This window comes from Pseudomonas fluorescens (assembly GCF_001902145.1).
Classification (GTDB): domain Bacteria; phylum Pseudomonadota; class Gammaproteobacteria; order Pseudomonadales; family Pseudomonadaceae; genus Aquipseudomonas; species Aquipseudomonas fluorescens_BV.
Window position 1 is genome coordinate 1 of record NZ_MRST01000016.1, and the last position, 12108, is coordinate 12108.

The following is a 12108-nucleotide window of genomic DNA, read 5'->3' on the forward strand; positions in this document are numbered from 1 at the left end:
GTGAGCTAAACGGGTGCTGGAAAACATGAGTCAAAATCGAGTCTGAAAAATCCGATTATGACTGATGACCGCTAACAGCAAGGGGGAGCAAGCTCCCCCTTTGGTTTTTACCGGACACTAGTGACGCGGAGCGTGGGGACGATCAATCAAACGGTGATGTTGTGCTTGGCCAGGAAGGCGACGAAGGCCTCTTCGTCCAGTACTTTCAGGCCCAGCTCATTGGCCTTGGCCAGTTTCGAACCGGCGCCCGGTCCGGCCACCACGCAGTGGGTTTTCGCCGAAACGGAACCGGCCACCTTGGCACCCAGGCTTTCGAGCTTGTCCTTGGCCACATCGCGACTCATCAGCTCCAGGGAGCCGGTGAGTACCCAGGTGTGCCCGGCTTCGGGCAAGCCTTCAACGACCTTTTTCTCGCTCTGCCAGTGCATGCCGAAGTCCTTGAGCTGTTGCTCAATGGCCAGGGCATGGTTGGTGTTGTCGACGCTGTCGAAAAACTCCCGTACGGCCTTGGCTTGCTTCTCGGGCAGCGCCTGGCGCATATCGAGCCAGTCAGCCTTGATTACGCCTTCCAGCGAACCGAACTTGTCCGCGAGCTTCTGCGCCGCGCCCGGGCCCACAGACGGTACGTGCAGCTTGTCGAGCAAACCGCCCAAGGTGGTGCTGGCGGCGAATTCCGCGCTGAGTTCGCCTTGCTCCTGCAATTGCAGGCCGCACTCGTCCGGCGACAACAGCGCACCAATCACCTGCTGGTTGTGCCCGTCTTCAAAGAAGCTATGGATCTCATGAGCCACTTCCAGCCCTACATCCGGCAAGTACGTCAGCACCTCTGGCAACGCCTTTTGTACACGCTCCAGGGACGCCAGCGAGCGCGCCAGTACCTTGGCCGTCTCCTCGCCCACGTCGGGAATGCCCAAGGCGTAGATAAAGCGTGCGAGGGTCGGGGTCTTGCTGTTTTCGATGGCGCTGATCAGTTTCTTGCTGGAGATATCGGCAAAGCCTTCCAGGTCGATGATCTGTTCGTACTTGAGCTTGTAGAGATCGGCCGGCGAACCGATGAGCTTTTCATCCACCAGTTGCTCGATGGTCTTGTCGCCCAGGCCGTCGATGTCCATGGCCCGGCGCGAGACAAAATGAATGATGGCCTGCTTGAGCTGCGCACCGCAGGCCAGGCGCCCGACGCAACGGTACACCGCGCCTTCGCTGACGGTTTCCTTGCCCTTGCTGCGCTTGACCAGTTGCGTGCGCTCCACATGGGAACCGCACACCGGGCAATTTTGCGGAATCTGCACGGCGCGGGCGTTTTCCGGGCGACGTTCGGTGACCACAGAGACCACCTGCGGAATCACATCACCGGCGCGGCGGATGATCACGGTGTCGCCGATCATCAGCCCCAGGCGCGCCACTTCGTCCATGTTGTGCAGGGTGGCATTGGACACGGTCACGCCGGCCACCTTGACCGGCTTGAGCCGCGCCACCGGCGTGACCGCACCGGTACGACCGACCTGGAACTCCACGTCGAGCAGCTCGGTGAGTTCTTCCATGGCCGGGAATTTGTGCGCGATCGCCCAGCGCGGCTCGCGGGCACGGAAGCCCAGTTCACGCTGGGAGGCAATGCTGTTGACCTTGAACACCACGCCGTCGATTTCATAGCCCAGCGCATTGCGGCGCTCGCCGATGTCGCGGTAGTAGTCCAGGCATTCCTGGATACCCTTGGCCAGCTTCAATTCGTGGCTGATCGGCATTCCCCACTTCTGCAACTGCTTGAGGTTGCCGATATGGGTGTCACTGATATCCGCGGTCACCTGGCCGATGCCATAGCAGCAGAATTCCAGCGGGCGACTGGCGGTGATCTTCGAGTCCAGTTGGCGCAGGCTGCCCGCCGCGGCGTTGCGCGGGTTGGCGAAAGTCTTGCCGCCCACTTCCAATTGCGAGGCGTTCAATCGCTCGAAACCGGCCTTGGACATGAACACTTCACCGCGCACTTCCAGGGTGGCCGGCCAGCCCGTGCCGTGCAGTTTCAGGGGGATATTGCGCACGGTGCGCACGTTGACGCTGATGTCCTCGCCGGTGGTGCCGTCGCCGCGGGTGGCACCGCGCACCAGCTCGCCATCCTGGTACAGCAGGCTGACCGCCAGGCCATCCAGCTTCGGCTCGCAGCTGTATTCCACCGCCGCGCCAGCGCCAAACAGATCGCCCACCGGCAGGTCAAGGCCCTCGGTGACCCGGCGATCAAACTCCAGCATGGTGGTTTCATCAAAGGCGTTGCCCAGGCTGAGCATCGGGATCTCGTGCTTGACCTGGGTGAACGCCGACAACGCCGCACTGCCGACCCGCTGCGTCGGCGAATCACGCGTCACCAGTTCCGGGTGCTCGGCCTCCAGGGCCTTGAGCTCGTGGAACAGGCGGTCGTACTCGGCGTCCGGAATGCTCGGCTCGTCGAGGACGTGGTAGCGGTAGTTGTGCTGATCCAGTTCAGCGCGCAGTTCGAGGATGCGGGTATGGGCGGCGGTCATGGGTGTTCTCTCATAAAGCAAAAGAGCAGCCGAAGCTGCTCAATATGTTAGTGCACGGATTCTACAGACAACGCTTAAGATCGATCCTCAGCGTTTCTGTGTCAGGGCGCGACGCTCGAACTCGACGATGCGCTGACGGTAGTGTTCGATGGTCTGGGCGGTGAGCACGCTGCGCTGGTCGTCCTTGAGCTCGCCGTTGAGTTCCTGGGACAGCTTGCGGGCGGCGGCCACCATCACGTCGAACGCTTGTTTCGGGTGACGCGGGCCAGGCAGGCCAAGGAAGAAACTCACCGCCGGGGTACTGAACAGGTCGATATCGTCCAGATCGAAGGTGCCCGGCTTGACCGCGTTGGCCATGGAGAACAGCACTTCGCCGTTACCGGCCATGCTTTCGTGACGATGGAAGATATCCATCTCGCCAAAACGCAGGCCGCTTTCGAGGATGTTCTGCAAGAGTGCCGGGCCTTTGAAACCGCCGGCGTCGCGGCAGATCACGCTGATGACCAAGACTTCTTCGGCAGCCGGCTGATCGTTCACCGATTGGCGCGCCGCGCTCTTGGCGGACGTCTCGTCCGGGAAATCGTCATCGCGGCTGCTGAAGCTCGGGCCATCATCGACGTCGAGGTTCAGGTCGCCCTGATGCGGTTCGGCGCCAGCCGCGCTGGCGCGCTTGCCACGCTTGGACGACGGCTCGCGGGCTTCACGCAGCGGCGCGCTCATCGACGGCAAGTCATGCTCGTCCAGCTGCGGTTCCTTATGGGTATCCAGCACACGGGGCGGCCCCAACAGCTCGGCGGCGCCGTCGTCGTCCGGCAAGTTGGACAGGTTCCGGTCCAGCCGGAACTTGAGCTTGCCCTTGCCACCGCGCATGCGGCGCCAGCCATCAAAAAGAATACCGGCAATGACAATAATGCCGATGACGATCAGCCACTCGCGCAGACCGATTTCCATGTAATCCCGTGCCTCTAATAAAAAATGCTGAAAAATAAGGGGTTTAGCACCGTGCAAACCGCTTTAAAACGTGGCGCCAACTCTATGTTCTGACTGACGTTTTGCCCACGCACACGAAAAATTGACATTAAACTAGCACGACCAAAGATAACTTTACACCGTCTGTCAAAATGCCTTGAACAAATATGTCCATTTGCCACTTTCCCCAGACCGGTAAATTGCCCTACGCCGTGCTGTAAATCTCTCTCTCGGCGTGGCTCAGGATTCCACCATCGCCATCGCCTCTTCCACATCCACCGCTACCAATCGCGAACATCCGGGCTCGTGCATCGTCACCCCCATCAACTGGTCGGCCATTTCCATGGCGATCTTGTTGTGGGTGATATAGATGAACTGCACCGTCTGGGACATCTCTTTAACCAACCGAGCGTAGCGTCCAACGTTAGCGTCATCCAGCGGCGCGTCAACTTCGTCGAGCATGCAGAACGGCGCCGGGTTCAACTTGAAGATGGCAAATACCAGGGCCAATGCGGTCAGGGCTTTTTCGCCGCCGGACAACAAATGGATGGTGCTGTTCTTCTTGCCCGGAGGCCGCGCCATGATCGTTACCCCTGTATCGAGTAGATCTTCGCCCGTCAGTTCCAAGTAGGCGCTGCCACCACCGAAAACTTTTGGGAATAACGCCTGTAAACCGCCATTAATCTGATCAAAGGTATCTTTGAAGCGGTTGCGGGTTTCCTTGTCGATCTTGCGGATCACGTTTTCCAGGGTGTCCAGGGCTTCAACCAGATCGGCGTCCTGGGCATCCAGATAACGTTTACGCTCGGACTGCTGCTGGTACTCATCGATAGCGGCGAGGTTGATCGCGCCCAGGCGTTGAATACGTGCGGCAATCCGTTCAAGTTCTTCTTCGGCGTCTTTCTCGTTGGCCTGGGCGGTCAGGGTGTTGAGCACGCCGTGCAGGTCATAGCCGTCTTCCAGCAATTGGTCTTGCAAGGTCTTGCGGCGCACGGTGAGGGCTTGCCACTCCATACGCTGTTGTTCGAGCTGGCCGCGGATCAACTGGGATTGCTGCTCGGCCATGGTGCGGCGCTTTTCGGCGTCGCGCAGTTCGCGGTCGGCGTCTTCCAGGGCGATCTGTGCGGTCTTGAGTTCGACGTCGACGGTCATGCGCTTGTCGAGCAATTCCTCAAGCTTGAGGCGCAGCTCTTCCAGCGGCGCCTCGCCCTCCTCCAGGTTGAGGCTCAGTTGCTCGCGCTTTTCGGTCAGGCGTTCGGACTGCATCTCCAGGCGCTCAAGGGCCTGGCGCGTGGAATCATGCTGGGCGCGCAACGAGCCCAGGCGTACGGCCAACTGATGGGCGTGGTCCTTGTGCTGCCGGGCTTCCTGGCGAACGCGGTCAAGGCGCTCGCGCAGGCTGTCGCGCTGGGCCAGCAGCAACTCGCGTTGTTCGGTGTCCAGGGCCATGCTGTCGAGGGCTTCCTGCAAGTGCAGGCGCGCTTCACCAATCTGTTCGTGTTCCAGGGCGCGCTGTTCGCCCATCTCGGCCACTTCTTCGTCAAGACGCGTGCGGCGCAGGGTCAATTGCTCGACCTTGGCCCTGCTCGCAGACAACTGGGCTTTCAACTCGCCTTGCTGGCGCGCTTCGTCCTGCAACAGCCGACGCAGGTGTTCGCGGCCGGTTTCCTGCTGGCGCTGGGTAGCGCGCAGGGTTTGCAGTTCGGTTTCCAGGCTTTCCAGTGTGGCTTCGCGTTCTTCACGCTCGGCGCTCAGGTTGACGATTTCCTGGCCACGGGCCAATACGCCACTTTCCGCCTCACTGGCGCGGCGCACGCGCAGGAAGTGGCGGCCGACCCAATAACCATCGCGGCTGATCAGGCTTTCGCCGGCCGCCAATTGCCCGCGTTGGGCCAGGGCTTGCTCAAGAGACTCCACCGGCCTGACCTGGCCCAACCATGGCGACAGATCCATCGCCGCCTCGACCTTGTCCAGCAAGCTGCCCGGCACCCGTGCACCCTCCGGCGCCGGGCTGAGCAGGCGCAAATCGCCCTGAGCGAAACCGGCCAGGTCGAAGCCGCCGAAATCATCTACCAGCACCGCTTGCAGATCGGCGCCGAGCACGGTTTCCACCGCCAGCTCCCAGCCAGCTTCGACTTTCAAGCCTTCGGCCAGGCGCGGGCGCTCAGCCAAATGTTGGTCGCGCAGCCACTCGGCGGTGCCAGTGCCGGGGTCGAGCGCGGCTTGCTGCAATGCCTCCAGCGAAGCCAACCGACCATTGAGCCGCTGCAAATCGCCTTGGGCCTGCTGCTGCGCCTGGGTCGCGGTGTGCAATTGCTGGCGCAGTTGCTCCAGGCGCTCCACTTGCTGTTCTTCGCTGGCCTCCAGCTCTTCCAGGGTCATTTCGCTTTCGGCCAGTTGTTCGCTCAGCGCCATGATCGCCGCGTCTTCCGGGTCGGCAGCGAGCAGGACGCGCTCTTCCTGCAGACGGCGCTGGCGCTCGGCCAGGCGCTCCATGCTGGTTTCCAACTGCTGGATGCGCGACTGTTGCACCTCCGCCTGGCGGCGTGGCTCGGCGGATCGCAGGTTGAAGGCGTCCCACTGTTCCTGCCAGCCGTGCATGGTGGCTTCGGATTCTTCCAGGGCGGCGGCGGCTTCTTCGGCGGCGGCGCTGGTGATTTCCTGCTCGGGGGTGAGCATGTCCAGCTCTTCGCCCAGGGTCAGTAGCAAGGTACGGTCATGGCCCAGGTGCGATTCGGTTTCCAGGCGTGCGCGTTCGGCTTCCTTCAAGTCATCCTGCAACTGGCGCAAACGCTGCTGGCCGTGCTGGATACTCTGCTCGACCCGGGCAATGTCACCGCCCACCGAATAGAAGCGGCCTTGCACCAGATTGAAGCGCTCGGACAACTCATGGTGGCCGTCACGCAAGCGCTCGATGCTGGCGTCGGCATTGCGCTGCTCGGCCACCAGCGCTTCAAAGCTGACTTCCTGGGTGCCAATAATCGCTTCGCGCTGGCCCACCTGGTCATTCAATGCCTGCCAGCGCAGGGCCGACAGTTGCGCCTTGAGCTGGCGCTCTTCGCCCTTGTATTCCTGATACTTCTCGGCGGCCTGGGCCTGGCGGTGCAGGCGTTCGAGCTGACGCTCCAGCTCTTCGCGCAGATCGGTCAGGCGGGCGAGGTTTTCGTGGGTGCGGCGGATACGGTTTTCAGTCTCGCGGCGGCGCTCCTTGTACTTGGAGATGCCGGCCGCTTCTTCGATAAAGTTACGCAGGTCTTCGGGCTTGGCTTCGATCAGCTTGGAGATCATGCCCTGCTCGATGATCGAGTAGCTACGCGGGCCCAGGCCGGTGCCGAGGAAGATATCGGTGATATCGCGACGGCGACACTTGGTGCCGTTGAGGAAGTAGCTGTTCTGGCTGTCGCGGGTGACTTTACGACGGATGGAAATTTCCGCGTAGGCTGCGTATTCGCCGATCAGGGTGCCATCGGAATTATCGAACACCAGTTCGATACTGGCCTGGCTCACCGGCTTGCGGCTGGTGGAGCCATTGAAGATGACGTCGGTCATCGACTCGCCGCGCAGGTTTTTCGCCGAGCTCTCGCCCATCACCCAGCGCACGGCGTCGATGATGTTCGACTTTCCACAGCCATTGGGCCCCACCACCGCCGCCATGTTGCTGGGGAAGTTGACGGTGGTCGGGTCGACGAAGGACTTGAATCCCGCCAACTTGATGCACTTGAGCCGCACGCTTAGGCGTCCGCCAAGGCTGCGATCACCAGCGAACTGCTGCGCTGGCAATAGGCGGTGAGCACCCCACGAATCTGCGCCAGGTCACGGGCAAGCACCGCGGCGAGCAATTGCTCGAACAACGCCAGGAACTCGCTCATGGACGCCTTGCGCTGATCCAGCGCCAGGTAATAAGCGCGGTTCATCGCCGGCTGCAGGTTTTCGACGGTTTCCTGCAAATACGGGTTGTTGGCGAAGGGGTACGCGGCGCGCATCACATTGAAGCTTTCTTCGACGAAGGCACGGATATCCTCGCGCTCCAGGCTCAGTTGCAGGCGTTGCTGGATCTGCAGGAACGGCGCCATGTCGGCCTGGGTCTGCCAGCCTTCGGCAACCGCATTGCCGAGCAGGATGTACATCTCGCCCATCAACGTACACAGGCTCTGCACCTTGTGCGCGGTGAGCTCGGTGACGTGGGCACCACGACGCGGCAGGATCGCAATCAGATGGCGGCGCTCAAGGATCAGCAAAGCTTCACGCACGGAACCACGGCTGACGTTGAGCGCCAGCGTGACCTTCTGTTCCTGGATCCGCTCCCCAGGCTTGAGATCGCCGCGAATGATACGTTCGGCGAGGTGGTGAGCAATTTGCTCGGCGAGACTGTCCGGCGCCTTGAACGTCATGTTTTCCCTTCAAAATCTGCTATCGGTACAAGCGCGGCAGTGTAGCGCATTGGCCCGCTGATGGCGCTACGCCCACCGTGGCGAATTTGGCACGAAATAAGCAACGTTGAAAGCCTGTAAGCCGCCAAAAACGCCGGTTCCAGAAGACTGGACCATAATTGAAAGTGTTGCGACCGGATTTTCTTGACCCCTAGGTCAGAAAAGCATTGACCGAAAAGTCAGACATGACTAGATTCGGCGCAAAGCGGTTAACAACAATAATGAGTCTGCGAGGCCTTCCGTGATCCAGTTTTTACTTAACCAGGAACTCCGTAGCGAGCACGCCCTGGACCCCAACCTGACCGTGCTCAACTATCTGCGCGAGCATGTGGGCAAATCCGGTACCAAGGAAGGCTGCGCCAGCGGCGACTGTGGCGCATGCACCGTGGTGGTCGGCGAGCTGCACACCGACGAACAAGGCATCGAGCAGATTCGTTATCGCAGCCTCAATTCCTGCCTGACGTTCGTGTCGTCACTGCACGGCAAACAACTGATCAGCGTCGAAGACCTCAAGCACCAGGGCCAACTGCACAGCGTGCAACAGGCCATGGTCGAGTGCCACGGTTCGCAGTGCGGCTTTTGTACCCCGGGTTTCGTGATGTCGCTGTTTGCCCTGCAAAAGAACAGCGATGCCCCCGACAACCAGAAAGCCCATGAAGCGCTGGCCGGCAACCTGTGTCGCTGCACCGGTTATCGCCCCATTCTCGCCGCCGCCGAACAGGCCTGCTGCAACAAGCCCCAGGATCAATTCGACAACCGCCAGGCTGAAACCATCGCCCGTCTCAAGGCCATCGCGCCGACCCAGACCGGTGAGCTCAACAGCGGTGACAAGCGCTGCCTGGTGCCGCTGACCGTCGCCGACCTGGCTGACCTCTATGATGCCTATCCGCAAGCCCGCCTGCTGGCCGGCGGTACCGACCTGGCGCTGGAAGTCACCCAGTTTCACCGCACCCTGCCGGTGATGATCTACGTCGGCAACATTGAAGCCATGAAGCGCATCGAGCAGTTCGACGACCGCCTGGAAATCGGCGCGGCCACCGCCCTCTCCGACTGCTACGCCGCGCTGCACCATGAATATCCGGACTTCGGCGAACTGCTGCACCGCTTCGCCTCCCTGCAAATCCGCAACCAGGGCACCCTGGGCGGCAATATCGGCAACGCTTCGCCCATTGGTGATTCGCCGCCGCTGCTGATTGCCCTGGGCGCCCAGATCGTGCTGTGCAAGGGCAACACCCGCCGCACCCTGGCCCTGGAAGACTACTTCATCGACTACCGCGTCACCGCCCGCCAGGACAGCGAGTTCATCGAGACCATCATCGTGCCCAAGGGCCACGCGCTGTTTAGGGCCTACAAGGTGTCCAAGCGCCTGGACGACGATATTTCCGCCGTGTGCGCAGCGTTCAACCTGAAGATCGACAACGGCGTGGTCAGCGAAGCGCGCGTTGCGTTCGGTGGCATGGCCGCCACGCCAAAACGCGCAACACGCTGCGAAGCTGCGTTGGTAGGTGCCACGTGGAATGCGGCCACGGTGGAAAAGGCCTGCACCGCCCTGGCCGGTGACTTCACCCCACTGTCGGACTTTCGCGCCAGCAAGGAATACCGCCTGCTCAGCGCGCAGAACCTGCTGCGCAAATACTTCATCGAACTGCAAACGCCGCACATCGAGACTCGGGTGACCGCTTATGTCTAACCATCACGCCGTGGTAAAAACCCAGGCCGAACTTGCCGCACTCTTTGCCCAGGACCTCACCACCGGGGTCGGGCGCAGCGTCAAGCATGACAGCGCCGCCAAGCACGTCAGCGGTGAAGCACAGTACATCGATGACCGCCTGGAATTTCCCAACCAGTTGCACCTGTATGCGCGCATGTCCGACCGCGCCCATGCCCGGATCATCAGCATCGACACCGCGCCCTGCTACGCCTTCGACGGCGTGCGCATTGCCATCACCCATGAAGACGTACCGGGCCTGAAAGACATCGGCCCGTTGATGCCCGGCGACCCGCTGCTGGCCATCGACACCGTGCAGTTCGTCGGCCAAGTGGTGCTGGCCGTGGCCGCCCACGACCTGGAGACCGCACGCAAGGCGGCGATGGCGGCGGTGATCGAATATGAAGACCTGGAGCCGGTGCTGGATGTGGTCGAGGCGTTTCGCAACAAGCACTTCGTGCTCGACAGCCACACCCACCAACGTGGCGACTCGGCCACTGCGCTGGCAAGTGCCAAGCACCGCATCCAGGGCACATTGCATATCGGTGGCCAGGAGCACTTTTATCTCGAAACCCAGATCTCCTCGGTGATGCCCACCGAAGACGGCGGCATGATCGTCTACTGCTCCACGCAAAACCCCACCGAAGTGCAGAAGCTGGTGGCCGAAGTGCTGGATGTGTCGATGAACAAGATCGTGGTCGACATGCGCCGCATGGGCGGTGGTTTTGGCGGCAAGGAAACCCAGGCCGCCAGCCCGGCGTGCCTGTGCGCCGTGGTAGCGCGCCTCACCGGCCAGCCGACCAAGATGCGCCTGCCACGGGTCGAAGACATGCTGATGACCGGCAAACGCCACCCCTTCTATATCGAATACGACGTGGGGTTTGACGACAACGGCCGACTGCACGGCATCAACCTGGAGCTGGCGGGTAACTGCGGTTGTTCGCCAGACCTGTCCAACTCGATTGTCGACCGCGCCATGTTCCATGCCGACAACTCGTATTACCTGGGCGACGCCACGGTCAACGGCCATCGCTGCAAGACCAACACCGCCTCCAACACCGCCTATCGCGGCTTCGGTGGCCCGCAGGGCATGGTTGCCATTGAGGAAGTGATGGACGCCATCGCGCGTCATTTAGGCCAAGACCCGCTGGCCGTGCGCAAGGCCAACTACTACGGCAAGACCGAGCGCAACGTCACCCACTACTACCAGACCGTCGAGCACAACATGCTCGAAGAGATGACCGCCGAGCTTGAGGCCAGCAGCCAATACGCAGAGCGCCGCGAAGCGATCCGCCTGTACAACGCCCACAGCCCGATCCTGAAAAAGGGCCTGGCGCTGACCCCGGTGAAATTCGGTATTTCGTTCACCGCCAGCTTCCTCAACCAGGCTGGCGCACTGATCCATATCTACACCGACGGCAGCATCCACCTGAACCACGGCGGCACTGAAATGGGCCAGGGCTTGAATACCAAGGTCGCGCAAGTCGTGGCCGAGGTATTCCAGGTAGAAATCGACCGCGTCCAGATCACCGCCACCAACACCGACAAGGTGCCCAACACCTCGCCCACCGCGGCCTCCAGCGGTGCCGACCTGAACGGCAAGGCCGCGCAGAATGCGGCCGAAACCATCAAACAGCGCCTGGTGGAGTTTGCGGCGCGCAAGTACGACGTGAGCGAGGCGGACGTGGAGTTTCGCAACGGTCATGTGCGCGTACGCGAGCAGATCCTGAGCTTCGAAGCGTTGATCCAGCAGGCGTATTTCGCACAGGTGTCGCTCTCCAGCACAGGCTTCTACAAGACCCCTAAAATCTTCTACGACCGCAGCCAGTCACGCGGGCGGCCGTTCTACTACTACGCGTTCGGGGCGGCTTGCTGCGAAGTGATCGTCGACACCCTGACCGGCGAATACAAAATGCTGCGCACCGACATCCTGCATGACGTCGGCGCCTCGCTGAACCCGGCCATCGACATCGGCCAGGTGGAAGGCGGCTTCATACAGGGCATGGGCTGGCTGACCATGGAAGAGCTGGTGTGGAACAACAAGGGCAAGCTGATGACCAACGGCCCGGCCAGCTACAAGATCCCGGCGGTGGCCGACATGCCGCTGGACCTGCGGGTGAAGCTGGTAGAGAACCGCAAGAACCCGGAAGACACGGTGTTCCATTCCAAGGCCGTGGGCGAGCCGCCGTTCATGCTCGGGATTGCCTCGTGGTGTGCAATCAAGGATGCGGTGGCGAGTTTGGCTGACTATCGCCAGCAGCCCAGGATCGATGCGCCGGCCACACCCGAGCGGGTGTTGTGGGGGTGTGAGCAGATGCGGCAGTTGCAGGCGCTAAAGGCTGTTAAAACTGAAACCGAGATGGCTTCGCTCTAGACCGAGGCGCTGCCTTCGCGAGCAAGCCCGCTCCCACATTTGAAATGCATTCCAATGTGGGAGCGGGCTTGCTCGCGAAGGCGGCCGAACTAACAGCAGAAATGTTGAGGTAGA

The 12108-nt window shown here is 61.4% G+C and carries 6 protein-coding genes; 2 read left to right on the forward strand and 4 right to left on the reverse strand.

All coding sequences use genetic code 11. The features are described 5' to 3' along the window. Positions 1-146: 146 nt before the first annotated feature. From ligA to BUE92_RS03375, 4 genes are all read right to left on the reverse strand, one after another. A complete protein-coding gene (ligA, locus tag BUE92_RS03360) occupies positions 147-2513 on the reverse strand; it encodes an NAD-dependent DNA ligase LigA (RefSeq protein ID WP_073521924.1) in 2367 nt (788 codons plus the stop codon). An 87-nt stretch (positions 2514-2600) separates the two neighbouring features. After that, on the reverse strand, positions 2601-3464 hold the full coding sequence (gene zipA / locus BUE92_RS03365; protein WP_073521925.1) for a cell division protein ZipA: 864 nt from the start codon (positions 3462-3464) through the stop codon (positions 2601-2603). Positions 3465-3722: 258 nt separating this feature from the next. Then, positions 3723-7211: a chromosome segregation protein SMC gene (smc, locus tag BUE92_RS03370; RefSeq protein ID WP_032903102.1), complete on the reverse strand. Its 3489-nt coding sequence runs from the start codon at positions 7209-7211 to the stop codon at positions 3723-3725. A 2-nt stretch (positions 7212-7213) separates the two neighbouring features. Then, a complete protein-coding gene (locus BUE92_RS03375) occupies positions 7214-7873 on the reverse strand; it encodes a GntR family transcriptional regulator (protein WP_073521926.1) in 660 nt (219 codons plus the stop codon). Between the two features lie 280 nt (positions 7874-8153). On the opposite strand from BUE92_RS03375, the gene xdhA reads away from it, so the two are divergent. After that, positions 8154-9602 (forward strand): xanthine dehydrogenase small subunit, encoded by a 1449-nt coding sequence (gene xdhA, locus BUE92_RS03380; protein ID WP_073521927.1) that lies wholly within the window; start codon positions 8154-8156, stop codon positions 9600-9602. Next, entirely contained in the window at positions 9595-11994 is a 2400-nt protein-coding gene (xdhB, locus tag BUE92_RS03385) for a xanthine dehydrogenase molybdopterin binding subunit (RefSeq protein WP_073521928.1), read from the forward strand. Before xdhA ends, xdhB begins: the two co-directional genes overlap by 8 nt. Positions 11995-12108 lie beyond the last annotated feature (114 nt).